This is a genomic window from Nonomuraea solani (assembly GCF_900108335.1).
In the GTDB taxonomy this organism is placed as follows: Bacteria; Actinomycetota; Actinomycetes; order Streptosporangiales; family Streptosporangiaceae; genus Nonomuraea; species Nonomuraea solani.
Map to the genome: position 1 here is coordinate 172,755 of NZ_FNVT01000003.1, position 22,960 is coordinate 195,714.

22 protein-coding genes are annotated in these 22,960 nt (G+C 70.8%); 10 read left to right on the forward strand and 12 right to left on the reverse strand.

What is annotated here, in order from left to right:
* Window positions 1-84: 84 nt before the first annotated feature.
* Together C4V41_RS11835 and C4V41_RS11840 are read right to left on the reverse strand one after the other, a co-directional pair.
* Window positions 85-423, reverse strand: coding sequence for a P-II family nitrogen regulator (locus C4V41_RS11835; protein WP_103955876.1), 339 nt, complete (start codon window positions 421-423; stop codon window positions 85-87).
* Entirely contained in the window at window positions 420-1,775 is a 1,356-nt protein-coding gene (locus tag C4V41_RS11840) for an ammonium transporter (RefSeq protein ID WP_103955877.1), read from the reverse strand. Before C4V41_RS11840 ends, C4V41_RS11835 begins: the two co-directional genes overlap by 4 nt.
* 207 nt (window positions 1,776-1,982) lie before the next feature.
* On the opposite strand from C4V41_RS11840, the gene C4V41_RS11845 reads away from it, so the two are divergent.
* Window positions 1,983-2,909 (forward strand): ABC transporter substrate-binding protein, encoded by a 927-nt coding sequence (locus C4V41_RS11845; protein WP_103955878.1) that lies wholly within the window; start codon window positions 1,983-1,985, stop codon window positions 2,907-2,909.
* On the opposite strand, the gene C4V41_RS11850 is transcribed toward C4V41_RS11845, so the two are convergent.
* Window positions 2,893-3,657 carry an MOSC domain-containing protein gene (locus C4V41_RS11850; RefSeq protein WP_103955879.1) on the reverse strand — a complete coding sequence of 255 codons (765 nt, stop codon included), beginning with the start codon at window positions 3,655-3,657 and terminating at the stop codon, window positions 2,893-2,895. The genes C4V41_RS11845 and C4V41_RS11850 overlap by 17 nt on opposite strands.
* A 10-nt stretch (window positions 3,658-3,667) precedes the next feature.
* Window positions 3,668-4,483: an alpha/beta fold hydrolase gene (locus tag C4V41_RS11855; protein ID WP_103955880.1), complete on the reverse strand. Its 816-nt coding sequence runs from the start codon at window positions 4,481-4,483 to the stop codon at window positions 3,668-3,670.
* A gap of 78 nt (window positions 4,484-4,561) precedes the next feature.
* Here C4V41_RS11855 and C4V41_RS11860 point away from each other — a divergent pair, with 78 nt between their 5' ends.
* Window positions 4,562-5,131 (forward strand): TetR/AcrR family transcriptional regulator, encoded by a 570-nt coding sequence (locus C4V41_RS11860; protein ID WP_103955881.1) that lies wholly within the window; start codon window positions 4,562-4,564, stop codon window positions 5,129-5,131.
* Window positions 5,132-5,190: 59 nt separating this feature from the next.
* Here the strand turns inward: C4V41_RS11860 and C4V41_RS11865 are convergent, their stop codons facing one another.
* From C4V41_RS11865 to C4V41_RS11885, 5 genes are all read right to left on the reverse strand, one after another.
* On the reverse strand, window positions 5,191-6,132 hold the full coding sequence (locus tag C4V41_RS11865; RefSeq protein WP_103955882.1) for a sigma-70 family RNA polymerase sigma factor: 942 nt from the start codon (window positions 6,130-6,132) through the stop codon (window positions 5,191-5,193).
* Between the two features lie 106 nt (window positions 6,133-6,238).
* Window positions 6,239-7,384: an imidazolonepropionase gene (gene hutI, locus C4V41_RS11870; protein WP_103955883.1), complete on the reverse strand. Its 1,146-nt coding sequence runs from the start codon at window positions 7,382-7,384 to the stop codon at window positions 6,239-6,241.
* A 19-nt stretch (window positions 7,385-7,403) separates the two neighbouring features.
* The gene (locus C4V41_RS11875; protein WP_103955884.1) at window positions 7,404-8,726 is read right to left on the reverse strand and encodes a formimidoylglutamate deiminase; all 1,323 of its coding nucleotides are present in this window, start codon (window positions 8,724-8,726) and stop codon (window positions 7,404-7,406) included.
* On the reverse strand, window positions 8,717-9,886 hold the full coding sequence (locus tag C4V41_RS11880; RefSeq protein WP_103955885.1) for an allantoate amidohydrolase: 1,170 nt from the start codon (window positions 9,884-9,886) through the stop codon (window positions 8,717-8,719). Before C4V41_RS11880 ends, C4V41_RS11875 begins: the two co-directional genes overlap by 10 nt.
* Window positions 9,887-9,912: 26 nt before the next feature.
* Window positions 9,913-10,599, reverse strand: coding sequence for an SDR family oxidoreductase (locus C4V41_RS11885; protein ID WP_103955886.1), 687 nt, complete (start codon window positions 10,597-10,599; stop codon window positions 9,913-9,915).
* A gap of 56 nt (window positions 10,600-10,655) precedes the next feature.
* On the opposite strand from C4V41_RS11885, the gene C4V41_RS11890 reads away from it, so the two are divergent.
* The 3 genes from C4V41_RS11890 to C4V41_RS11900 are packed head-to-tail and all read left to right on the forward strand — an operon-like array spanning window position 10,656 to window position 12,902.
* Window positions 10,656-11,186 carry a PadR family transcriptional regulator gene (locus tag C4V41_RS11890; RefSeq protein WP_103955887.1) on the forward strand — a complete coding sequence of 177 codons (531 nt, stop codon included), beginning with the start codon at window positions 10,656-10,658 and terminating at the stop codon, window positions 11,184-11,186.
* Between the two features lie 16 nt (window positions 11,187-11,202).
* On the forward strand, window positions 11,203-12,156 hold the full coding sequence (locus C4V41_RS11895; protein ID WP_200823916.1) for an ATP-binding cassette domain-containing protein: 954 nt from the start codon (window positions 11,203-11,205) through the stop codon (window positions 12,154-12,156).
* On the forward strand, window positions 12,153-12,902 hold the full coding sequence (locus C4V41_RS11900) for an ABC transporter permease (protein ID WP_103955888.1): 750 nt from the start codon (window positions 12,153-12,155) through the stop codon (window positions 12,900-12,902). Before C4V41_RS11895 ends, C4V41_RS11900 begins: the two co-directional genes overlap by 4 nt.
* Here the strand turns inward: C4V41_RS11900 and C4V41_RS11905 are convergent.
* The 3 genes from C4V41_RS11905 to C4V41_RS11915 are packed head-to-tail and all read right to left on the reverse strand — an operon-like array spanning window position 12,882 to window position 17,178.
* The gene (locus C4V41_RS11905; protein ID WP_103955889.1) at window positions 12,882-13,715 is read right to left on the reverse strand and encodes a MurR/RpiR family transcriptional regulator; all 834 of its coding nucleotides are present in this window, start codon (window positions 13,713-13,715) and stop codon (window positions 12,882-12,884) included. The two genes, C4V41_RS11900 and C4V41_RS11905, sit on opposite strands and share 21 nt — an antisense overlap.
* 58 nt (window positions 13,716-13,773) lie before the next feature.
* Complete coding sequence (gene hutU, locus C4V41_RS11910; RefSeq protein ID WP_103955890.1) at window positions 13,774-15,423, reverse strand: urocanate hydratase; 1,650 nt, start codon at window positions 15,421-15,423, stop codon at window positions 13,774-13,776.
* 48 nt (window positions 15,424-15,471) lie between these two features.
* Window positions 15,472-17,178, reverse strand: a complete 1,707-nt coding sequence (locus tag C4V41_RS11915; RefSeq protein WP_235030071.1) for an ABC transporter ATP-binding protein — start codon at window positions 17,176-17,178, stop codon at window positions 15,472-15,474.
* 229 nt (window positions 17,179-17,407) lie between these two features.
* On the opposite strand from C4V41_RS11915, the gene C4V41_RS11920 reads away from it, so the two are divergent.
* The 5 genes from C4V41_RS11920 (at window position 17,408) to C4V41_RS11940 (ending at window position 22,960) form a co-directional block, all read left to right on the forward strand.
* A complete protein-coding gene (locus C4V41_RS11920; protein WP_103955892.1) occupies window positions 17,408-18,784 on the forward strand; it encodes a DUF4331 domain-containing protein in 1,377 nt (458 codons plus the stop codon).
* Window positions 18,785-18,940: 156 nt separating this feature from the next.
* Window positions 18,941-20,143, forward strand: a complete 1,203-nt coding sequence (locus C4V41_RS11925; protein WP_103955893.1) for a tetratricopeptide repeat protein — start codon at window positions 18,941-18,943, stop codon at window positions 20,141-20,143.
* Entirely contained in the window at window positions 20,140-21,573 is a 1,434-nt protein-coding gene (locus C4V41_RS11930) for a nickel/cobalt transporter (RefSeq protein ID WP_146103628.1), read from the forward strand. The genes C4V41_RS11925 and C4V41_RS11930 overlap by 4 nt, the downstream gene beginning before the upstream one ends.
* Before the next feature lie 35 nt (window positions 21,574-21,608).
* The gene (locus C4V41_RS11935) at window positions 21,609-22,193 is read left to right on the forward strand and encodes a PadR family transcriptional regulator (protein ID WP_103955895.1); all 585 of its coding nucleotides are present in this window, start codon (window positions 21,609-21,611) and stop codon (window positions 22,191-22,193) included.
* The gene (locus C4V41_RS11940; protein ID WP_103955896.1) at window positions 22,190-22,960 is read left to right on the forward strand and encodes an SGNH/GDSL hydrolase family protein; all 771 of its coding nucleotides are present in this window, start codon (window positions 22,190-22,192) and stop codon (window positions 22,958-22,960) included. The genes C4V41_RS11935 and C4V41_RS11940 overlap by 4 nt, the downstream gene beginning before the upstream one ends.

The following is a 22,960-nucleotide window of genomic DNA, read 5'->3' on the forward strand; positions in this document are numbered from 1 at the left end:
TTCGCCGCGAAGACCTCCAGCGTCTGATGGCCTCGCTCCGCGAGGCGGTCCTGCGATGGAGGTCCTCGCTTCGCCGCGGATCCATCACAGGGCTTCCGGACCCCGTTCTCCTGTGCGCACCCGGATGACGGTGTCGACGGGCACGGACCAGACCTTGCCGTCGCCGATCTTGCCGGTGTGCGCCGCCTTGACGATGACGTCGATCACGTCCTCGGAGTCGTCCTCTTCGGCGAGAACTTCGAGCCGGACCTTGGGCACCAGGTCCACCTGGTATTCGGCGCCGCGGTAGACCTCGGTGTGACCGCGCTGCCGGCCGTAGCCGCTGGCCTCGCTGACGGTCATGCCCTTGATGCCGAACTGTTCGAGCGCGGCCTTCACGTCATCCAGCTTGAAGGGCTTGATGATCGCCGTAATGAGCCTCATGCGTCCACCTTCTTGGGAGCGGGAGCGGCGGGACCGTTGGCGGAGTTCACGCCGGAGGCGTAAACGGTGCCGAGGTCGTAACCGGTCTCGGCGTGCGTGGAGACGTCGATGCCGGTGACCTCGGACTCCTCGGCGATCCGGAAGCCCATCGTCTTGTCGATGATCTTACCGATGACCCAGGAGAGCACGAAGGAGTAGCCGCCGACCGCGACCGGGCCGAGCACCTGGAGGCCGAGCTGGCTGAGCTGCCCGCCCTCGATCAGGATGCCCTTGTTCTGGCCGGGCAGGAACGGGTAGGCCGCCACGAAGCCCAGCGCGATGGCGCCGATCACGCCGCCGACGAGGTGTACGCCGACCACGTCGAGAGAGTCGTCGTAGCCCAGCTTGTACTTCAGGCCCACGGCGTAGGCGCAGCCCACACCGGCGAGCAGGCCGATGACCACGGCCGCCCACGGGTCGACGAAACCACAGGCGGGCGTGATGGCGACCAGACCGGCCACCGCGCCGGAGGCGACGCCGAGCGTGGTCGCGTGACCGTCGCGCAGCTTCTCCACGATGAGCCAGGCGCCCGCGGCCACGGCGGTGGCGACCTGGGTGTTCATGAACGCCAGGCCGGCGGTCTGGTCGGGGGCGAGCTCGGAGCCGGCGTTGAAACCGAACCAGCCGAACCACAGCAGACCGGTGCCGAGCAGGACCAGGGTCAGGTTGTGCGGCCGCATGGGCTCCTTGCGCCAGCCCTGGCGCTTGCCCAGGACGAGTGCGAGCGCGAGCGCCGCGGCACCGGCGTTGATGTGCACGACCGTACCGCCGGCGAAGTCCTCAATGCCGAGCTGGGTGAGCCAGCCACCGCCCCAGACCCAGTGGGCGACGGGGAAATAGACCACCGTGGCCCACACCAAGGAGAAGACCACCCAGGCGCCGAACTTGGCCCGGTCGGCGATCGCGCCGCTGATCAGCGCCACCGTGATGATGGCGAAGGTCAGCTGGAAGGCGGAGAACACCATCAGCGGGAAGTTGTCCGCCGCGGCCGCCTCGGGCGTCACGTTGCCGCCCGCGACGATGAGGTTCTCGTAGACCGCGTTGAAGACCCCGCTCAGGCCGACGAAGTCAAGTCCTCCGACGATCTTGTTAATGAAGCCGGTTCCGTCACCGGCGGTGTCGAACGCCAGGGAGTAGCCGTACAGCACCCAGGCGACCGTCACGACGATGATGCTCACGAACGACATCATCATCATGTTCAGGACGCTCTTGGCCCTGGTCATGCCCCCGTAGAAGAACGCGAGGCCCGGAGTCATCAACAGCACCAGGGCGGTGCATACGAGCATCCAGGCGGTAGTGCCGCTGTCGATCATCGAAGCGACCCTCCTTACATGTGACGTGTGGCCACAGCGTGTTCTCCTGGGGTTTCATGGCTCGACCAGGTGTGTTTCACATTCGTGAATCTCGCCGCGCTGGTGTTTCACCGGCGTTTCGGGCTTCTCACACGTACGATTTCGGCAACGCTATATCGGGCATGAGATAATTTAGGGTTGCCTTACCTAAGAGATCAAGGAATGCCCATGCGCCTCCGCCTGGCCACTGCCGCCATGCTCCCCGTTCTCGCCCTCGCCGCCTGTGGCACCTCCACCACCTCACAGGACACGGGCCCCACCCGTACCGTGAAGCACGCCATGGGTGAGACCAAGGTGCCGATGACCCCGAAACGGGTCGTCGTGCTCGACACGGACAAGCTCGACACGATGGTCTCGCTCGGCCTCTCGCCCGTCGGCGCGGCGCAGGCCCAGGGCAACCAGGCCTGGCCGAAATACCTGGGCTCCGCCCTGTCCGGCACCAAGGCCGTCGGGACACTGCAGCAGCTCAACATCGAGGCGATCATGGCGCTCAAGCCGGACCTGATCCTCGGCACCAAGTTCCGGCAGCAGGCCTTCTACGACAAGCTCAGCAAGATCGCCCCGACCGTGTTCACGGAGAAGGTCGGCGTCACCTGGAAGGAGAACTTCCTGCTCGACGCCGAGGCCCTGGGCAAGAAGGACCAGGCCCAGCAGCTCCTGACCGGCTACGAGACGCGGGCCAAGGAGGTGGGCGCCAAGTTCTCGAAGGTGCAGGTCAGCATCGTGCGCTTCATGCCGACCGAGATCCGCATGTACGGTCCCGAGTCGTTCAGCGGCATCGTGGTGGGCGACGCGGGCATCCCCAGGCCCGAGGTGCAGCAACTGGCCGCCCAGGCCGACAAGCGCTTCGGCAAGCTGAGCCAGGAGAACATCGCCCAGGCCGACGCGGACGCCGTCTTCTACACCGCGTACGGGGAGGCGGCCGCCAAGTCGCAGGCCACGGTGACCGGCGGGCCGCTGTGGAAGAACCTGAAGGCGGTCGAGTCGGGCAACGCGCACAACGTGGACGACGAGATCTGGATGCTCGGCATCGGCGTGACGGCCGCCGGCAAGATCCTCGACGACCTGGACAAGTACCTCACCCCACTAGCGTGACCTGATCGCCCTTTCTGATCCGGCCGGGCCGCAGGACTCGCGCGTAGACCCCCGCGCACGCCTGCGGCCCCATGTCGAACACCGGCACCCGGTTGTGCCGGGCCACCGTGCGCAGCGCCTCGGTGTCGCGCTCCAGCGCACCGTGCGCCAGCGTCGGCACCGCGCAGCGCGGGCTGGCCACGATGACGTGCAGCGCCACCTCGTCGCCGACGCGCAGCTCACGCCCTGCCCAGTCGTTCTCCGCGAAGCCTTCCGTCTCGGTCGCGATCACCAGGTTCGGCCGGTAGCGGAGGGCTTCGACCCGCCCGCGCGGGCTGAGCGCGCCGATCCGCTCGATGGTGGAGGTGGAGATCAGGTGGAGCGGCGCGAAGTCGAAGAACGTACCCGCCGGGGAGCCCGTGCCGATGGTGGTCATGGTGTGCGGAACCTCGGCCTCGATCCCCTCGGCCAGCACCCGCTCCGGCACCGACCGTTCCAGCTGGGCGCCCTCCGGCGGCACGTCGATCAGCCGGACCTCGCGCCCGAACAGCTCCGACAGCTCCGCGTCACCGGGCGGCGCGGCGCCCTCGATGGTCAGCAGGTCGCGCCACAGCCGGGGGTTCTTCGCGCTGGCGATCCTGCCGGTCGCGACGTCGAGCACCGCCCGCGCCCGGTCTCCGCCGAGCCCGCGTTCGGTCACCTCGCTCTCGGCGACCTCCTCCCCCAGCATCGACTTGACGGGGTAGCGGCGAAGAACATCGAGACGCATGAAACGAATCTTAGGACTGTGCCGTCTCTTGGGCCCAGAAGCGGCGTAGGTGCGGCACCAGCTCGGCCGCCCGCTCGTCCGGGAAGAACAACCGCCCACCTTCGATCTCCACGATCTCCTTCACGCCCGGGATCGTGTCGCGCAGCCAGCGGGCCCAGCTCAGGTCGAAGAACGGGTCGTCCGTGCCCCACACCACGAGCGTCGGCACCGTCAGCACGGTGAGCAGCGGCTCGATGGCGATCAGGTCCTTGGCGTCGATGGAGGTCAGCAGGCGCTCGAAGGCGCACCCCCCGTCCGGCTTGGCGAAGATCGGCCGCAGGTACGCCTCCACCAGCGCCGCCGGATCGTCGATCCGCTGGTAGCCGTCGCCGTAGGCGGTCCTGGCCACCAGCTCGGGCTGGTCGAGCACCGAGGCGATGAGCGGCGCCAGCTCGCCCCTGGCCGCGAGGTCGACGGTGGGCTTGAACGCCTCGGGCGGCGTGTTGGTGTGCACGTCGCAGTTGGTCAGGGTGAGCGTACGCAGGCGGTCGCGATGACGTACCGCGAAGACCTGGGCCACCGCGCCGCCGGTGTCGTTGGCGACGAGGTCCACGTCGCTGAGACCGAGGTGCTCGCAGAGCTCCTCGACGGCCTCGGCGAGCGCGGGGATCGACAGGTCGTCGCGTACGGCGCTGCCGCCGTGCAGCGGCAGGTCGATGGCCACGCAGCGGCGCTCGCCGCGGAGCTCGGCGACGACGTCGCGCCACAGGTACGAGCTGGTGCCGACGCCGTGCACGAACAGGGCCACCGGGCCTTGTCCCACGTCCACGTAGCTGATGCCGTCCATGGTGATCCCCCCGGATTACAAACCGACTGTCGGTCTACGAAATTACCGACTGACAGTCGGTTTGTCTATGGTGGGTCCATGAACCTCAAGGCGGAGCGCGGCGCGGCCACTCGTGACAAGGTCCTGGCGATCGCCACGCGGCTGTTCGCCGAGCGCGGCTACGACGACACCTCGATCGAGACGGTGCTCCAGGAGTCGGGGCTGAGCAGGGGCGCGCTCTACCACCATTACGCGGGCAAGGAGGCGCTGTTCGAGGCGGTGCTGGAGGCCACGGAGTCGGCCGTCGGCGTCAAGCTCGTGCAGGCGGTCAGGGGCATCAAGGACCCGGCGACGGCGCTGCGGACGGGCGTACTGACCTGGATCAGGCTCGCGGGCGATCCGGTGGTCAAGCGCATCGTGCTCATCGACGCGCCCTCGGTGCTGGGGTGGGAACGGTGGCGCGCGCTGGAGGAGCGCCACTCGTTCGGCATGCTGAAAACAGCGCTGGGGGCGACGGGCGCGGTGCCGGCCGAACACCTCGACCTGCACGCGCACATGCTGCTGGCCGCCGTCAACGAGAGCGCCCTGCTGGTGGCCAGAGGCGGCGACCACGCCGGCGCGGAGGCGGCCGTAGAGGAATTCCTCCGCCGCCTCCTACGCCAGGACTGACCCACCAGGCCGCGCCACGCGGCGCCCGGCCACCGCAGTGGTCAAGCGCCGGGCGCGGGTCAGGCGGCGGCGGTGGCCATTTTGCGGAGGCGGGCCAGGGCGTCGCGTTCGATGCGGCGGGCGCGGTCGCGGCCGATGCCGTAGCGCTCGCCGACCTCGGTCAGCGTGTGCTCGCGGCCGTCCACCAGCCCGTAGCGCCAGCGCAGCATCTCGCTGGTGTCGCCCTCAAGCCCGGTCAGCCACTGATCCAGCCGCTCGCGCTCCAGGATGTCGATGGCCTGCTGCTCGGGGTCGGCCCAGGTCTCGTCGGCGATCATGTCGCCGAGCTCGGTCTCGTCCTCGTCGCCCACGCCGAGCTGGAGCGACACGGGGTCGGAGGCCCACCGTCGCAGCTCGCGCACCCGCTCGATCGGCAGGTCGAGGATGCCGGCGAGATCGTGGTCGGTCGGCTCGGCGTCGAACTCCGCCAGCATGTCGCGCCGGACCCGCATCAACCGGGTCATCTGCTCTCCGGCGTGCGTCGGCAGACGCACCGGCCGGGCCTGCTCGTGAATGGCCCGCCCCACCGACTGCCGGATCCACCACGTCGCGTAGGTGGAGAACTTGTATCCCCGCCGGTAGTCGAACTTCTCCACCGCTCGGACCAGGCCCAGGTTCCCCTCCTGCACCAGGTCGATCAGCGGCATCCCCCGCCCGGAGTATTTCCGGGCCACCGCCACCACCAGGCGCAGGTTGGCCTGGATGAACTCGTCTTTGGCCCGCTGACCCGAAATGGCCAGCCGCTCCAGCTCCTCGTCGGCCGCGTCCCCGATGCGCGGCTCCGAGCCCCCGCTGTCGAGCAGCTGCTCGGCGAAAAGCCCCGCCTCGATCCGCTTGGCGAGCTCCACCTCTTCCTCCGCCGTGAGCAGCGGGACCCGGCCGATTTCGGCCAGATAGGTCCCGAGCAGATCGCGCTCGGCGACCTGCTGCTCCTGCGTGCGACTCCCCGTAGGCCTTGCCATCCCCAGGCACCTCGTTCCGCAGCTGCGTTCTATACCCGGCCAACGTCCGGCCAGGAGCAAAGATTCCCTAAAGCACTACGTCCGAGGGAGGGTTCTGGATGTCCTCCTAAAGGAGGAGACCACCCTGAAACACCTGGTGAACAAGGGGAACGCCGGGACGGTAGGCCAGGTGAACGTATGAGGGGGCGTCGAGGACGACGAGGTCGGCGCGGGCTCCGCGCCGCAGCCAGCCTACGTCCGTACGGCGCAGCGCGCGCGCCCCTCCGTACGTCGCCGCCCTGATCGCCTCCAGCGGCGTCATCCGCATCTCGCGTACGGCCAGCGCCACGCAGAACGCCATCGACGACGTGAACGACGAGCCCGGGTTGCAGTCGGTCGCCAGCGCCACCGTCGCGCCCGCGTCGATCAGCCGCCGCGCGTCCGGGTACGGCGACCGCGTCGAGAACTCCGCCCCCGGCAGCAGCGTCGCCACCGTCTCCGACGAGGCCAGCGCGTCCACGTCGGCCGCCGTCAGGTGCGTGCAGTGGTCGGCCGAGGCGGCGCCCAGCTCGCACGCGATCCGCACGCCGGGCCCTTCGGTGAGCTGGTTGGCGTGCACCCGCACACCGAGCCCGGCCTTCTGCCCGGCCGTCAGGATCTCCCTGGTCTGGTCTCCGTCGAACGCGCCCCGCTCGCAGAACACGTCCACCCACTTGGCGAACGGCGCGCACTCCTGGAGCATCTCGCCGGCGACCAGCCGCACGTAGGAGTCGGTGTCCACGCCGGCGGGCACGACGTGGGCGCCCAGGAACGTGGTCTCGTCGGTCAGGGCGGTGGCGATCTCCAGTGAGCGGCGCTCGTCCTCGGCGGACAGGCCGTAGCCGCTCTTGATCTCCACGGTGGTGGTGCCCTGGGCCAGCATCTCGTTCACCAGGGAGAGCGCGTGGGTGGCCAGCTCGGCGTCGCCGGCCTCGCGGGTGGCGGCGACCGTGGTCCTGATGCCGCCGCCGGTGTAGGGCTCGCCGGACATGCGGGCCTGGAACTCGGCCGTCCGGTCGCCCGCGAAGATCAGGTGGGCGTGGCTGTCCACGAAGCCGGGGATGACGGCGCGGCCTCCCGCGTCCATCCGCTCGTCGGCGTCGGGCGCCGCCCCGGCGGGACCGGCCCAGGCCACCAGCCCGTCCTCCAGGACGAGCGCCGCGTCCGCGATCTCCTCCCGCTCCGGATCACCGGTGTAGAGCAGGCCGATGTGGTCGATCAAGGTCGTGGTCATCGCAGAGGATCTCCCGTCGTCATCCCAGCTCCCCAATCGCCTCTGCCAGCAGGCGGCCGATGTCGCCGAGGTGGTGGTGGCCGTCGGTGACGACGCGGCGGCCGCCGGAGACGACCGAGTGGACGTCGGCGGCGGTGGCCGCGTAAACGATGGCCTCCGGCCCGTTCGTGCCCGCCGTGCGCACCGAGTCGAGCCGTACCGACACCAGGTCCGCCCAGGCGCCGGGCGCCAGCAGGCCCGCGTCGGGGAAGCCGAGCGAGGTGTGGCCCGCGCCCGTGGCGGCGGTGAGCAGGTCGGCGGCGCGCCAGTGGCCGCGCTCCTGGCTGGCCAGGCGCTCGTTCAGCTCCACCGCCCTGGCCTCCTCGAACAGGTCGATCACGGCATGGCTGTCGGAGCCGAGCGTGATCTGCGCGCCCTTGTCGGCCACCGTCCTGGCCGGGCCGATGCCGTCGGCCAGGTCGCGTTCGGTGGTGGGGCACATGCAGACGTACGTGCCGGAGTGCCCGAGCAGTTCGACGTCCACGTCGGTCAGGTGCGTGGCGTGCACCGCGGTCGAGCGCGGCCCGAGGACCCCGCGTTCGTGCAGGACCTGGACGGGCGTGGCGGCGTACATCTCCACACAGGCCGCGTTCTCCGCCCGCTGCTCGGAGACGTGCGCGTGCAGCGGCGCCGCGTGGCGGTGGGAGAACTCGGCCACGACCGGCATCTGCTCGGGCGGCACCGCGCGCACCGAGTGGATGGCGGCGCCGATCTCGACGTCGTGCCGTCCCTCGTAGGCCGCCGCCAGGTCCTCGGCGCGGACGGCCCAGCGTTCGGCGGTCCCGTCGCCGAAGCGCACCTGCGTGCCGGACAGGGGCGCGTCGACGCCGCCCGCCAGGTAGCAGGTGTCGAGCAGCGCGATGCGCAGGCCGGCGTCCCTGGCGGCCTGGATGAGGGCGTGGCCCATCGTGTTGGGGTCGGCGTAGGGCCGGCCGTCGCGGTCGTGGTGCAGGTAGTGGAACTCGCCCACGCAGGTCACCCCGGCCAGCGCCATCTCGGCGTAGACGGCCGTGGCCAGGCGCAGGTAGGTGTCGGGGTCGAGGCGGGCGGCGATCTCGTACATGCGCTCTCGCCACGTCCAGAAGTCGCCCTTGCCCTCCTGCGCGACGCCGCGCAGCGCGCGGTGGAAGGCGTGGGAGTGGGCGTTGGCCAGGCCGGGGATCGTCAGCCCCGGGAGCCGTTCGGCCGCGCCGGGCGGGCCCTGCTCGATCCGGGTGATCCGGGGGCCGTCGATCTCGACGAGCACGTCGCGGGCCACCCCGTCGGGCAGCCAGGCCTGCTCGCACCAGTAGGTCAGCGACACAGATCCTCCAGCACGTCCGCCAGTGCCACGACTCCCGCCTCGCAGTCTGCCCGTTCGGCGTGCTCGTCGGGGGAATGGGACACGCCGGTGGGGTTCCTGACGAACAGCATGGCGCTCGGTATGCCCGCCGTGGCCAGGATTCCCGCGTCGTGGCCCGCTCCCGTGGGCAGGATCGGCGCGGGCGTGTCGCCGCCGGCCACCCGGGCCAGCCGGTCGCGCAGCCCGGCGTCGAAGCCGACCACCGGTGTCCAGGACTCCTCGCTCGTCTCGGTCGCCAGGCCCGCGAGCTCGGCGACCAGCTCGCGGACGGCCCGCTCCGAGGCCCCGCGCACGTCGAGCCAGGCCGACACCAGGCCCGGAATGGCGTTGGCGTTGCCCGGCGAGACGCGCGTCTTGCCCACCGTGGCGACCACGCCGAGCCGCTCGGCGGCCTGCCTGGCGGCCAGGGTCATGCGGGCGAACGGCAGCATCGGGTCGTCCCGGTCGGCCAGCCGCGTGGTGCCCGCGTGGTCGGCCCGGCCGCGGAAGTCGAGCCGCCAGCGCCCGTGCGGCCAGATCGCGCTCGCCACGCCCACCGCCCGGTCCTCGGTCACGAGGCCGCGGCCCTGTTCGACGTGGAGCTCCACGAACGTGCCGACGGCGGCCAGCGTCTCGTCGTCGCGCCCGATGGCGGCCGGGTCGCGGCCCGTCCTCTTCATGACGTCGGCCAGGGTGTCGCCGGAGTCGTCGGTCAGCCCGCGCGCCCTGTCCGGGGACAGCGCGCCGGTGAGCAGCCGCGATCCCATGCAGGGGACGCCGAACCTGGCGCCCTCCTCGTCGGTGAAGCAGGCGACACCGATCGGGACAGATGGCGATATGTCACGATCTTTGAGGAGGTCGAGGGCGGCGAAGGCCGACACCACCCCGAGCGGCCCGTCGTACGCCCCGCCCTGCCGCACCGAGTCGAGATGGCTGCCCGTCACCACCCCGGGACGGCCCGGCGACGGGTCGCCCCACCACGCCCAGAGGTTGCCGTTGCGGTCTTCGCGCAGGCCGAGACCCCGCCGCCCGGCCTCGCCCGCGAACCACTCGCGCAGCTCCAGATCGGCGGCCGACCAGGCGTCCCGCAGATATCCACCGGTCTTCGGATCTCGGCCTATGTGCGCGAGTGGCTCAAGCATTCCCCCACTGTAGTGAATGGGTCCATTCAGTTGACCGGGCCACCCCGGGGCCGGACGGTCAGCTCGGTCAGGTGGGCGTCGGGCCCGGCGGTGAGAGCGGCCACCAGGGCCCGCGCCACGGTCTCCGGCTTGAGGTATTTGTCGGGCTCGAACGCACCCCCCTCGTACGCGCGCACCCCCCGCTGCATGTCGGTCGCCGTCCGCCCCGGGTAGACGGTCGTGACCCGGAGCGCGGGCTCCTCCAGCCGCAGCGCGTCCGCGAACGCCTTCAGCGCGAACTTGCTGGCCGCGTACGAGCCCCAGTCGGGGTTGGCCCGCTGCCCAGAACCCGAGTTGACGCAGAAGACATGCCCACCGGCGGCCCTGAGCGCGGGCAGCAGCAGCCTGGTCAGCTCCGCGACCGCGACGACGTTGACCTCCATGGTGCGGCGCCACACCTCGGCGGGCTGGTCGGCGATCCGGCCGAGCTCGCCGATCCCGGCGCTGTGCACCAGCACGTCGAGCCGGTCGACGCCCTCGACGTCGGCCGGCGTGACCCGCGTCAGCTCCACCGGCCAGGGCCGCGCGCCGGGCAGCCGGGCGGCGAGAGCGGCCAGCGCCTCCTCGTCCCGGCCACCGAGAAGGACGTCGTGCGTCGGCGCCAGCGCCTGGGCGACGGCCGCGCCGACACCCCGGGAAGCGCCCGTGACCAGCGCCAAAGGTCGTTCACTCATGAGGGGCAGCTTATTGAGCTTGACGGTTATACAAATTTGCATACAAACTTGAACACATGTCTTCGACACGCATCCTGATCCTCGGCGCCCTGCTCGACGGCCCCATGAACGGCTACGGCGTCCGCCGGCGCCTGGAGGTCATGGGCATCGAAAGCTGGACCAACGTGGCCTTCGGCTCGATCTACCACGGCCTCGGCAAGATGGCCGACGAGGGCCTGCTGGAGGTCGTCGAGGCGGGCAAGGGCGGCAAGGTCGTCTACGGGCTCACCGAGCTCGGCCGGGCCGAGTTCCACCGGCTGCTGCTGGGCGCCTGGCACGAGCTCAAGCCCATCGTGGACCCGTTCCAGGTGGCGATGACGTTCATGGACCGGCTGGAAAAGCAGGAGATATTGGACGCCCTGCGTGGCAGGATGGCCCAGCTCAGAATGTGCGTCGAGACCATGGGGCACATCACCGGCGTCAAGCACGCCCACGGCGCCCCCCAGCACGTCAACGAGAATCTCGGCCTGCAGCGGGCCATGTTCCAGGCCCAGCTCGACTGGGTGGAGCAGGCGATACCGCGCTTCGAGGCCGACCAGTTGCCGTAAGGAGCTGAACCCCCCGATGATCATCCAGGCACATGGCCTGCGCAAGACGTTCACCACCAGGAGCAGGAAGGGCACCCAGACCGTCGAGGCCGTGCGCGGCGTGGATCTCGAGGTCGAGAAGGGCGAGATCTTCGGCGTCCTGGGGCCGAACGGCGCGGGCAAGACGACCACCATCAGAATGCTCGCCACGCTGATCGTCCCCGACGCGGGCACGGCCACCATCGCGGGCCACGACCTGCGCAAGGAGGCCGCCGGCGTCCGCCGCAACCTCGGCTATGTCAGCCAGGCCGGCGGGGTGGAGGACACCACGAGCGCCAGGGCCCAGATCATGATGGCCGCCAAGATCCACGCCGTCGCCGACCCGAAGCGGGCGACCGCCGACGTGCTCGAACGGTTCGACCTCACCGAGATCGCCGACCGCCCAGGCCGTACGCTGTCGGGCGGCCAGAAGCGGCGCGTGGCCATCGCGATCGGGCTGGTGCACAACCCGCCGCTGCTCTTCCTCGACGAGCCCACCACCGGCCTCGACCCACAGAACCGGGCCAACCTGTGGGACCGCATCAGGCAGTTACGCGAGGCGGGCACGAGCGTGCTGCTCAGCACCCACTACCTCGACGAGGCCGACGTGCTGTGCGACCGGCTGATGATCGTGGACCACGGTCTCGTCGTGGCCGAGGGCACCCCCGGCGACCTCAAGCGGGAGGTCTCCGGCGACGTGATCTCGCTGCGGGTCGACGATCCCGAGCGGGCGGCCGACACGCTCAAGCCGCTGGCCCGCGAGACCCGCGTGGACGACGACCTGCTGCGCGTCTACGCCGACGACGGCGAGCACACCCTGCCCGCCCTGCTGCGGGCGCTGGAGGAGCAGAAGCTGCACCTCAGCTCGATCGCGCTCGACCGTTCCACGCTCGACGACGTCTTCCTGGCCAAGACCGGCCGCACCCTCCGCGACGCGGGAGCCGACGCATGATCCGCCACACCGCCCTGTTCACCGGCTACGAGCTGAAGAAGCAGTTCAGCAACCCGATCTGGCCGCTGTTCGGCATCCTGCAGCCGGTTCTCTACCTGGTGATGTTCGCGCCGCTGCTGAAGTCGATGACGCCGGGCGGCACCACGGTGGACGCCCTGCGCATGTTCACGCCCGCGGCGATGATGATGATCGCGGTGTTCGGGTCGATGTTCTCGGGGTTCGGCCTGATCGCCGAGCTGCGCAACGGCTCGCTCGAACGCTACGCCGTCAGCCCCGCCTGGCGCCCCGCCATCGTGCTCGGCCGGGTGGCCAGGGACATGGTCACGCTGGTCGTCCAGGCGGTCCTGGTGCTGGTCGTGGCCATCGCCATGGGCGTGCGGATCGGGGCGCTCGAACTGCTGCTGGTGCTGCTGCTCATGGCCGCGACCGGCCTGTTCGCCTCCGGGCTCTCCCAGGGGCTGGCGCTGACCATTCGCGACGAGAACGGCATGTCGCAGACGCTCAACCTGTTCCTGCTGCCGATCATGTTGCTGGCCGGGCTCTTCGTGCCGATCTCGTTCGCGCCCGACTGGATGAAGCTCCTGGCGCCGTTCAACCCGCTCTACCACGCGGTCGAGGCGGGGCGGGCGTTGTTCCACGGGCAACTGACGGACTCGTCGATCCCGATCGCGTTCGCCGTGTTCGTCGTGCTGGCGCTGCTCACGACCTTCTGGTCGATGCGGTCGCTAAGGAAGATCGCCGGCTAGGAACGTACCGGTCTCGTCGGTCATCCGCTCATATTCCTCCAGCCGGGCCTGAGTGCGCAGCGGCGCCGCGTCGGCCATGGCCTCCACCAGGGCCATGGCCAGCGCGAGCGGCGCCGCGTGCGAGTCGAACACCAGCCGGTCGCCCACCGGCGCGTCGAGCACCACCTCGGCGGGAAAGTCGGCCTTGTCGGTGATGGCGGCGACCCGCAGGCCGATCTTCTCCGCGTATTCGAGGGCGTGCACGACCTCCGCGGGATAGCGGGGCAGCACCACGGCCACCACCCACTCGGCCCCGGCCCGGCGCGCCGCGTGCAGCCCGTCGGCCAGCTCGGAGCCGCCGTGCGTGAGCAGCCGCACGTCGGGATGGATGCGCCGGGCGTAGTAGGCGAAGGTGGTGGCCAGGCCGCAGGACACGCGCAGCCCGAGCACGCACAGCGGCTCGGTCGCGGCCAGTTGCTCGCCGAGCTCCTTCAGCGGGAACACCGCCAGCCGCTCCCTGACCAGGCCCAGGTTGCGGATCTCGCAGTCGATGGCCCCGCGCAGCAGGTCTTCCGCCGGCGCCTCGGCCTGACCGCCCAGCACGAGCGGCCGCAGCGCCTGCCGCAGCTCGGGATAGCCGGCGAAGCCCAGCACCATCGCGAACCTGGTCACCGACGGCTGGCTCACCCCCGCCCGCTCGGCCAGCTCCACGCTCGACAGGAAGATCGCCTCGTCCAGGTGCTCACCGAGATAGTGCGCGATCCGCCGCTGTACGGGCGACAGCCTGCGGCCGTCGAGCAGTGCGTCGAGTCCACCGTGATATCCGTCCGCCACGCCACCTCCAACACCGCCCACCCGGCATTCTCATCCCTCTCATACGTAACAAAGGAGGTCAGGACTCCCGCATCGGTACGCGTACCCCCCGGGCGGCGGCCACCTCGGCGGCCTCGTCGTAGCCCGCGTCGACGTGCCGCATCACCCCGGTGCCCGGGTCGTTGGTGAGCACCCGGTTGAGCTTCTCCCGCGCCAGCGCGGTGCCGTCGGCCACCGTCACCTGGCCGGCGTGGATGGAGCGCCCGATGCCGACCCCACCGCCGTGGTGGATGGAGACCCAGGCGGCCCCCGAGGCCGTGTTGAGCATGGCGTTGAGCAGCGGCCAGTCGGCGATCGCGTCGGAGCCGTCGGCCATGGCCTCCGTCTCGCGGTAGGGAGAGGCGACCGAGCCGCTGTCGAGGTGGTCGCGGCCGATGACGACGGGCGCCTGGAGCTCACCGGAGGCCACCATGTCGTTGAAGCGCTCGCCCGCGACGTCGCGCTCCCCGTAGCCCAGCCAGCAGATGCGCGCGGGCAGCCCCTGGAAGTGCACCTTCTCCCCGGCCTTCCTGATCCACCTGGCCAGGGCCTCGTTCTCGGGGAACAGCTCCAGGATGGCCCGGTCGGTGGCGGCGATGTCAGCGGGGTCGCCGCTCAGCGCGGCCCACCGGAACGGGCCCTTGCCCTCGCAGAACAGCGGCCTGATGTAGGCCGGCACGAACCCGGGGAAGTCGAAGGCCCGCGCGTAGCCGGCCAGCTTGGCCTCGCCCCTGATGGAGTTGCCGTAGTCGAACACCTCCGCCCCGGCGTCCTTGAAGCCCACCATGGCCTCGACGTGCCGGGCCATCGACGTGCGCGCCCGCTCGGTGAACCCGGCCGGGTCCTTGTCGCGCTCGGTGGCCATGTCGTCGAAGGCGACGCCCAGCGGCAGGTACATCAGCGGGTCGTGGGCCGAGGTCTGGTCGGTGACGATGTCGATCTCGGCGCCGCGGGCCAGCAGGTCGGGCACGGCCTCGGCGGCGTTGCCGACGACGCCGATCGACAGCGGCCTGCGGGCGTCGCGCGCCTCGTAGGCCAGCCGCAGCGCCTCGTCGAGCGAGCCGGCCGCCACGTCGAGGTAGCGGTGCTCGATGCGGCGGGTGACCGAGCGCGGGTCGCAGTCGACGCAGATGGCCACGCCGCCGTTCATGGTGATGGCCAGGGGCTGGGCGCCGCCCATGCCGCCGAGCCCGGCGGTGAGCGTGATCGTGCCGGCCAGCGAGCCGCCGAACCTCTTGTCGGCCACGGCGGCGAACGTCTCGTAGGTGCCCTGCAGGATGCCCTGGGTGCCGATGTAGATCCACGAGCCCGCGGTCATCTGCCCGTACATGGTGAGCCCGGCCGCCTCCAGCCGCCGGAACTCCTCCCAGTTGGCCCAGTCGGGCACCAGGTTGGAGTTGGCGATCAGCACGCGGGGCGCCCACTCGTGGGTGCGGAACACACCCACGGGGCGCCCCGACTGCACCAGGAGGGTCTCGTCGCCCTCCAGCGTGGTCAGCGTCCTGACCAGCGCGTCGAAGGAGGGCCAGTCACGCGCCGCCCGGCCCGAGCCGCCGTAGACGACCAGGTGCTCGGGATGCTCGGCGACCTCCGGGTCCAGGTTGTTCTGGAGCATGCGGAGCGCGGCCTCCTGCGGCCACCCCTTGGCGGTGATCGTCGTGCCTCGCGGCGCGCGGACAGTCCTGCTCATGGCGCTCCCTTCGTGAATGGACCCATTCACAAAGAGACTAGCCGTTGATCAGCTCACCAGGAACTGGGTGGCGGCCAACTCCCGGTAGAGCTCGTCCGCCCCGACCAGCTCGGCGTGCGTGCCCACCGCCCGCACGCCGCCCCCTTCCATGACCACGATCCGGTCGGCGTTGGTCACGGTGGACAGGCGGTGCGCGATGACCAGCACGGTCGTCTCGGCGGCGACCTCGGCGATGACCTCGCGCAGCCGCAGCTCGTTGACCGCGTCGAGCTGCGAGGTGGCCTCGTCGAGCAGCAGCAGCCTGGGCTTGCGCAGCAGCGCCCTGGCGATGGCGACGCGCTGCCGCTCACCGCCCGACAGCAGCACGCCGCGGTGCCCGACCGCCGTGTCCAGCCCTTCGGGCAGCCTGGCCACCAGGTCGTCCAGCCGGGTACGGGCGATCGCCCGGTTCAGCTCGTCCTCCGTGGCCTCCTGGGCGGCGAAGAGCAGGTTCTCCCGCAGCGTGCCGGCCAGCACGGGAGCGTCCTGCTCGACGTACCCGAGGGTGGAGCGCAGCTCGGACAGCGGCCAGTCGCGGATGTCCCGCCCGCCGATCGTGATCAGCCCGGCCTGGTGCTCGTAGAAGCGTTCGAGCAGCGCGAACACCGTCGACTTGCCCGCCCCCGAAGGCCCCACCAGCGCGGTCAGCCCGCCCGGCGGCACCTCGAAGCTCACGCCGTCGTGCACGACCGGGCGGTCGTCGCCGTACCGGAAGACCACGTCGTCGAACGTGACCCCGACCGGCTCGTCGCTCCCGGCGGGCGCGGCGCCGACCGGCTCGGCGGGCAGGTCCTCGATCTCCTTGATGCGCTTCATCGCGGCCAGCCCCTGCTGGAGCTGCACGCCGCCCTGGATGAGCTGCCCGATGGGCATGACCAGGTAGAACAGGTAGAGCAGGAACGCGATCAGCGACGAGATCTCCAGCGTGCCCGCCGCGACCCGGGCGCCGCCCACGCCCAGCACGGCCAGGAACGCGATCTGCACCGCCACCGACGTCGCCACTCCCGCGAGCGACGTCCATCCGGCGACCTGCAGCCCGCGGTCGCGGGCCTGCACCGCGGCCTCGCCGACCACGGCGATCTCCCGCTCCTCGGCGCCGCTGGCCTTGACGGTCCTGTACGCCTGCAGCGCCCGGTCCAGCACCGCGCCCATCTCGCCCACGGACTCCTGGGCCTGCGTCTGCGCCCGCTGGATCTTCGGCATGACCGAGGCGACCAGCCCGCCGATCACCACCAGCACGAGCAGGGTGACCAGCAGCAGCACGCCGTCCATGGCCACCATCATGACGATGGCCCCCACCAGCATGAACGTCGCGCTGATCGACTCCACGATCCCGTTGGTGAGCACGGCCCGCAGCAACGTGGTGTCACCGGTCACCCGCGACAGCAGGTCGCCGGGCTTGAGCCGGTCCACGTCGGCCACCTTCAGCCGCAGCATGCGGTCCACGAGCCGGCGCCGGGCGCCGAGCACGATGCCCTCGCCCGTGCGTTCCATCAGGTAGTTGCCCACGGCCGCGACGACCGCGCCGACCACCACCACCAGGGTCAGCCATAACAGCGGCCCGGCCATCGACCGATCCTGGCCGAACGCGTCCACGACGAACTTGGCCAGCAACGGCATCGCGAGACCCGCGGCCGAGCCGACCAGGCCCAGCAGACCGCCCAGGACCAGGACCTTCCGGTGCGGGCGGACGTAAGCGAGCAGCTCTTTGAGCACCGCATCTCCTTTCACGACATTTCTCAACTTGCTCCAACGAACGGGGTCGCGCGTTCCGCACCACCCGACAGGGTCAACCTAAATTGACGACCTAAGTATGTCAACTTTGGTTGACCCTCATTCTCAAGGAGGAGACGACATCCGGAAGCGGCCCACGGACGAATAGGCCGTCGAGGAATCCGGCCGGAACCCTCGAACGTCACGATCAGCCCTTCCGAAAGGACCGAACATGGAGCTCCGGATCAACCGGCGCGCTCTAGTCGGGCTTGGCCTCGCCGCTGCGGTCGCCGCGTCGTCCCTGGCCGTGCTCCGCACAGACTCCGGCATCGCTTCCTCACACCGCGAGGCCCCCGCGATCTCGAACGACCCGCAGCATGACAACACCGACGTGTACGCGTTCGTCAGCCCTGACAAGCCAGACACCGTGACCCTGCTGTCGAACTGGATCCCGTTCGAGGAGCCCAATGGAGGCCCGAACTTCTACCCGTTCGCCACCAAGTCGCGGCACAACATAAAGATCGACAACGACGGTGACAGCAAGACCGACATCACGTACGAGTGGACGTTCCGCAACGAGGACAAGCGCGGCAACACCACGTTCCTGTACAACAACGGCCCCGTCACCTCGCTGGACGACCCGAACCTGCTGTTCCGCCAGCGCTACACGCTCAAGCGGATCACGCCCGGCGGCTCGAAGACCCTGGTCAGCGACGGCATCGTCGCGCCCAGCAACGTCGGCGCCGCCTCCATGCCCAACTACGCGACCCTGCGCAACCAGGCCATCAAGAGCCTTCCCGGCGGCGGCAAGACCTACTCCGGGCAGGCGGACGAGGCCTTCTTCCTCGACCTGCGCGTGTTCGACCTGCTCTACGGCGGCGACCTGTCCGAGGTCGGCCAGGACACCCTCAAGGGCTACAACGTCAACACCGTGGCCATCCAGGTGCCCCAGTCCGACCTGGCGCTCAAGGGCGACGCCAAGCGCAACCCCGTGATCGGCGTCTGCTCCACCACCGACAAGTTCAACGGCAGCAAGTTCGTGCAGGTCTCCCGCCTGTGCAACCCGCTGGTGAACGAGCTGGTGGCGGCCGCCGGGATGAAGGACGCGTTCAACGCCCTCGACCCGTCGCAGGACGCGGACATCAAGGCGCTGGTCAACCGGGTCACCGACCCCGAGGTGGCCAGGCTCCTCGAAGCCCTCTACGGCATCAAGGCGCCCGCGACCCCGCGCAACGACCTGGTCCAGATCTTCCTGACCGGTGTCGCCAAGAACAACGGCCCCATCAAGGCCGACCTGAACTCGCAGTCGCTCAACAAGGACGCCGGCAAGCAGCGCGGCTCCGAGCAACTGCGGCTCAACATGTCGATCCCGCCCACCAAGGACCCGAACAGGCTCGGCGTCCTGGGCGGTGACCTGCAGGGCTTCCCGAACGGCCGCCGGCTCGCCGACGACGTCGTGGACATCGAGCTGCAGGCCGTGGCCGGTGCCGCGCAGAGCGGCAAGCTCATCCCCGGGCTGACCGACAAGGTGGACGCGAACGACAAGACCTTCGACAACACGTTCCCGTACATCCCGCTGCCGAGCAACGTGGCAGTGAACCAGCGCTAACCCACCTGGCCGGCCGGTTCCCTCTCCAAACCGGCCGGTCCACCCCGGCGGCAGACTCCCGTCTCCCATCGTCTGCCGCCAAAGAGAGGGCCGGCCGGCCGTGCTCCCCGTAGCGGCCGGCCGGCCCCGCAACCAGCTCTGGAACCTTGGACGGACATGCGTGCCTTCGCGATATTCGCCGGAGTGGCCCTCATCGGGGCCATGCTCTTCACCATCTTCTCCTTCACGGCGACGCCCGCGGCGCCCTCGCCCGCGGCGGAGCAGCCGTCGCGCGAGACGCTGCAGGAACGGCTCAAGCGGGTGCCCGGCGACCACCGCGGCTGGGCCGAGCTCGCCTCCCAATATGTGGACCAGGCCCGCGTCACCGGCGACCCGTCGTTCTATGGCAAGGCCGAGGGCGCGCTCGCCACGGCGGCCAAGCTGAACGCCGGTGACGACGCGGTCCTCACCAGCCAGGCGGCGCTCGCCGCCGGCCGGCACGAGTTCACCGAGGCGGCGCGGCTGGCCGGCCGCGCCATCGACGCCAACCCGTACGGCGCCGCCGCCTACGGCGTGCTCGCCGACGCCAAGACGCAGCTCGGCGACCTGCGCGGGGCGCAGCGGGCCGTGGACGAGATGCTGGGCCTGCGCCCGGGGGTCGCGGCCTTCGCCCGCGCCTCGTACGCGGCCGAGCTGCGCGGCGACACGGACAAGGCCCGCGAATACCTTGAGTACGCCCACAACGACGCCTTCACCCCCGCCGACCAGGCCTATGCCCGCTACTACCTGGGCGAGCTGGCCCTGCACGCGGGCGACCTGAAGACGGCGGCCGACTGGTACGCCAAGGCGCTGCGGGCCTACCCCGCGTACACGCCCGCGCTGGCGGGCCAGGCCAGGACGGCCGCGCTCGGCGGCGACCTGAACGAGGCGCTCGACCTCTACGACACCGTGGTGAAGCGGCTCCCGCTCCCCCAATACCTCATCGAGCAGGGCGAGACCCGGATCAAGGCCGGTCAGCCCGCCGACTGGACGCTGCTCCAGGCGCAGCGCAAGCTGTTCGCGGCCGCCGGCGTACGCGACGACCTGACGTGGGCCGAGTTCGAGGCCGACCACGGCGACCCGGCGGCGGCCGTCCGGCACGCCAGGGCCGAGTACGACCGCAACCGGAGCCTCGTCGCCGCCGACGCCCTGGCCTGGGCGCTGCTGAAGGCGGGCAAGCCGGCCGAGGCGCTGCCCTACGCCAAGGAGGCCACCGCGACCGGCTGGCGCAACCCGCTGCTCTCCTACCACCGCGCCGTCATCGAGCAGGCACTCGGCCGCCCGGCGCGGGTGGATCCCACCTTCGACCCCACGCTCCCGGCTCTGGCGAGGTTCTCATGAGACTGGTGCGGCTCGCCCTGCTGTCCCTCGCGACGGGCCTGCTGCTGGCGCTGTGCGCGAGCGTCGCACCGGCCTCCGCCGCGCAGGCGGCTCACCCGCTGGGGCGGTTCACCGTCAACCACTACAACGGCCTGCGGGTCTCGGTCTCCGACGTGCGCAACCTCGCCGTCGTGGACCTGGCCGAGCTGCCGACCCTGCAGGCCGAGCCGGAGGTGAACCCCACGTACGCGGCCCGTCGCTGCACCGCCCTGGCCGCCGCCCAGCGGCTGAAGGTGGCGGGCCGTGCCGTGCCGTGGCGGGTGGCCGGCTCGGAGTTCGCCTACGCCCCCGGCGAGGGCGGTCTGCGGACCAGCCGGTTGACGTGCCGGCTCGTCGCCGAAATCCGCGCCTCGGGGGCCGTGGAGTTCACCGACGGGTTCGAGCAGGACCGGATCGGCTGGCGCGAGATCACCGCCGCCGGGGACGGGGTCCGGCTGACCCGCTCGTCCGTGCCCGCGACGAGCGCGAGCCGCGAGCTGCGAGCCTACCCCGACGACCTGCTGACCGACCCCCTCGACCAGCGCACCGCGACCTTCACCGTCGGCGGCCCAGCGCTCACCCGGCCGGCTCCCTCGGGCACCGGTGGCCCGATTCCCACCGGCCTCGACTTCGGCGGCCCGGTCGGCGACGCGCTGGCGGCCCTGGACCGGCTCTTCACCGGCCTGATCGGGGCGGACTCGCTGACGGTGCCGCTCGGTCTGCTGGCGGTCGGCCTGGCCGTGGTGCTGGGGGCGGGGCACGCGCTCATTCCCGGGCACGGCAAGACCATCATGGCCGCCTATCTGGCGGGCCGCCGCGGCCGTCCTCGCGACGCCCTCGTCGTGGGGGCGACGGTGACGGCCACGCACACGGCCGGCGTGCTGGTGGTCGGCCTGCTGCTGACCGTCTTCACGACGCTGGCCGGGGAGTCGGTGCTGGCCTGGCTGGGCATCGCCAGCGGCGCCCTGATCGCCCTCATCGGCCTCCGCCTCCTCCTGAACACCCGCCGCCCGGGCCACGGGCACGGTCACGGACATGGGCACGGACATGGGCACGGCCACGGGCATGGGCACGATCATGAGCACCCGACCAAGCGCTCGGGCCTCATCGGCCTCGGCGTGGCCGGTGGCCTGGTGCCCAGTCCTTCGGCCCTGATCGTCCTCCTCGGGGCGATCGCGCTCGGCCGTACCTGGTTCGGCGTGGCGCTGGTCACCGCCTACGGCATCGGCATGGCCGCCACCCTCACCGTCACGGGCCTGCTCCTGGTCAAGCTCGTGGACCGCCTGGAAGCGCGCGCGTCGGCCGGCCGCCGCCTGGCCGCCCGCCTGTCGAACCTGGCCCCCCTGGGCACGGCCGCCATGGTCGTCCTCCTGGGAGCCGGCCTGGCCCTCCGGTCGGTCGCGGCTCTATAGTCATCGTCATGACTAATAAGGTCCATGACTAACGAATGGCCCTCAAGCACGCGGTGCTGGCAGCGCTCCTGAACGGTGAATACAGCGGCTACCAGCTCACCAAGATCTTCGACGTCGGCGTCGCCGACTTCTGGTACGCCGCCCCCCAGCAGCTCTACGCCGAGCTCACCAAGCTGGAGGCGGAGGGCCTGGTGACGGGCCGCGAGGTGGTTCAGCGGGGCCGCCCCAACAAGCGCGTGTTCAAAGTCACCGACGACGGCCTCGACGAGCTGACGGCCTTCGCGGCGGCCCCCGCCAAGCCCCTGCTCCTCCGCGACGAGCTGACCGTCAAGGTGCACGCCGTGGACCTGCTCGACCCCGCCCCCGTGATCGAGCAGCTCCACGAGCGGGCGCGGGAGGCCGCCGCCAAGCTGGAGCTCTTCGAGCAGATGCTCGTGCGCCTGCGCGGCGACCAGGACGAGGAGACGTTCCTGCGCCAGAGCCCTCACGTGGGGCCCTACCTCTCCTGCCTCGCGGGATGCAGGCTGGAACGCGGGATGCGCGACTGGTGCCTGCACACCGCGCGGACGCTGACCGAGCGCTCCGCCAACCCCCGACGTGCTGGAAGGAAGACGACATGACGACCTACACCCGCTTCGTCGCCCTCGGCGACAGCCAGACCGAGGGACTCGGCGACGGCGACGACGTCATCGGCCTGCGCGGCTGGGCCGACCGGCTCGCCGAGCACCTGGCCAAGAACAGCCCGGAGCTGCGCTACGCCAACCTCGCGGTACGCGGCCGTCTGGCGGCCCAGATCCACGCCGAGCAGTTGCCCGTCGCGCTGGCGCTGCGCCCCGACCTGGCCACGGTCATGGCCGGGATGAACGACCTGATCCGGCCGAGCTTCGACGCCGCCCAGGTGGCGAGCGTCATCGAGGACATGATCGCCGAGCTGACGGCCGCCGGGGCGCGGGTGGTCACTGTGACATTTCCGGATATTGGCAAGATCGCGCCGCTGGCTCGCCGGCTCCGTCCCCGAGTGCTCGACCTCAACGCCCGCGTCCGCGAGGCCGCCGCCCGCCACGGAGCCCTGCTGGTGGACACGTTCCCGCTGGAATACGTCACCGACGCCCGGATGTGGAGCCACGACCGCCTGCACGCCAGCCCGGCGGGCCACGAACGTTTCGCCGCCGCCGTCGCCCACATCCTGGAGCTGCCCGGCAGCGACGACACCTGGATGGCGCCGCTCCCCCCGCTGCCGCCGGCGAAGGCCTGGCGGATGGCGACGACCGAGATGCGATGGATCGCCACGTTCGCGGGCCCCTGGATCGGCCGCCGCATCCGGGGCCGCTCCTCAGGGGACGGCCGCACCGCCAAACGCCCCGACCTCATCCCGTGGATCGGCTGA

Excerpts from the sequence above, each read along its gene's own strand:
- C4V41_RS11835 (WP_103955876.1), bottom strand. The coding sequence starts at position 423 with ATGAGGCTCATTACGGCGATCATCAAGCCCTTCAAGCTGGATGACGTG.
- hutU (WP_103955890.1), bottom strand. The coding sequence starts at position 15,423 with ATGAGCAGGACTGTCCGCGCGCCGCGAGGCACGACGATCACCGCCAAG.
- C4V41_RS11940 (WP_103955896.1), top strand. The coding sequence starts at position 22,190 with ATGACGACCTACACCCGCTTCGTCGCCCTCGGCGACAGCCAGACCGAG.
- C4V41_RS11930 (WP_146103628.1), top strand. The coding sequence starts at position 20,140 with ATGAGACTGGTGCGGCTCGCCCTGCTGTCCCTCGCGACGGGCCTGCTG.
- C4V41_RS11890 (WP_103955887.1), top strand. The coding sequence starts at position 10,656 with ATGTCTTCGACACGCATCCTGATCCTCGGCGCCCTGCTCGACGGCCCC.
- hutI (WP_103955883.1), bottom strand. The coding sequence starts at position 7,384 with ATGACCACGACCTTGATCGACCACATCGGCCTGCTCTACACCGGTGAT.
- C4V41_RS11860 (WP_103955881.1), top strand. The coding sequence starts at position 4,562 with ATGAACCTCAAGGCGGAGCGCGGCGCGGCCACTCGTGACAAGGTCCTG.
- C4V41_RS11865 (WP_103955882.1), bottom strand. The coding sequence starts at position 6,132 with ATGGCAAGGCCTACGGGGAGTCGCACGCAGGAGCAGCAGGTCGCCGAG.
- C4V41_RS11855 (WP_103955880.1), bottom strand. The coding sequence starts at position 4,483 with ATGGACGGCATCAGCTACGTGGACGTGGGACAAGGCCCGGTGGCCCTG.
- C4V41_RS11920 (WP_103955892.1), top strand. The coding sequence starts at position 17,408 with ATGGAGCTCCGGATCAACCGGCGCGCTCTAGTCGGGCTTGGCCTCGCC.
- C4V41_RS11840 (WP_103955877.1), bottom strand. The coding sequence starts at position 1,775 with ATGATCGACAGCGGCACTACCGCCTGGATGCTCGTATGCACCGCCCTG.
- C4V41_RS11885 (WP_103955886.1), bottom strand. The coding sequence starts at position 10,599 with ATGAGTGAACGACCTTTGGCGCTGGTCACGGGCGCTTCCCGGGGTGTC.
- C4V41_RS11925 (WP_103955893.1), top strand. The coding sequence starts at position 18,941 with ATGCGTGCCTTCGCGATATTCGCCGGAGTGGCCCTCATCGGGGCCATG.
- C4V41_RS11895 (WP_200823916.1), top strand. The coding sequence starts at position 11,203 with ATGATCATCCAGGCACATGGCCTGCGCAAGACGTTCACCACCAGGAGC.
- C4V41_RS11850 (WP_103955879.1), bottom strand. The coding sequence starts at position 3,657 with ATGCGTCTCGATGTTCTTCGCCGCTACCCCGTCAAGTCGATGCTGGGG.
- C4V41_RS11935 (WP_103955895.1), top strand. The coding sequence starts at position 21,609 with ATGGCCCTCAAGCACGCGGTGCTGGCAGCGCTCCTGAACGGTGAATAC.
- C4V41_RS11900 (WP_103955888.1), top strand. The coding sequence starts at position 12,153 with ATGATCCGCCACACCGCCCTGTTCACCGGCTACGAGCTGAAGAAGCAG.
- C4V41_RS11880 (WP_103955885.1), bottom strand. The coding sequence starts at position 9,886 with ATGCTTGAGCCACTCGCGCACATAGGCCGAGATCCGAAGACCGGTGGA.
- C4V41_RS11845 (WP_103955878.1), top strand. The coding sequence starts at position 1,983 with ATGCGCCTCCGCCTGGCCACTGCCGCCATGCTCCCCGTTCTCGCCCTC.